Annotated in this window: 1 protein-coding gene; it reads right to left on the bottom strand. The window is 38.5% G+C overall.

Translation table 11 applies throughout. The features are described 5' to 3' along the window. The coding region (locus SANK73390_RS18825; RefSeq protein ID WP_462767912.1) for a transposase at positions 1-251 on the bottom strand (251 nt) is incomplete at its 3' end. Positions 252-335: the final 84 nt, after the last annotated feature.

Genomic DNA, 335 nt, shown 5'->3' with positions numbered 1-335 from the left:
TTCGCTTTTTTATCATCAACATATAAAACAATATGCGTATGATTGCTCATCACTGCATAAGCACACACATCAATGCAAAATACTTTGCCAAGCGCTAGCAGTTTATCTTCTACCCATTGTCTGCGGTGCTCATAACTTTTGCCTGTTACCGTATCATCACCACACAAAAAGGCACGGCGAACACACCGTGAAATGCAGTGATAGTATTTTGTATCAACCAAACTCACCTGTCTTTTACGTGCCATTGCCATGTTAGCTGCCTACCTTTTAAAGCGATAGATAAAAGATAGACAGTGAATGAAAAACACGTAAATAAAAATAGGGTGTCATGTTTA

Source organism: Pseudoalteromonas sp. SANK 73390 (assembly GCF_054966645.1).
The sequence above is the reverse complement of the archived record's forward strand: the minus strand, read 5'-3'. Positions and strand labels throughout refer to the sequence as shown.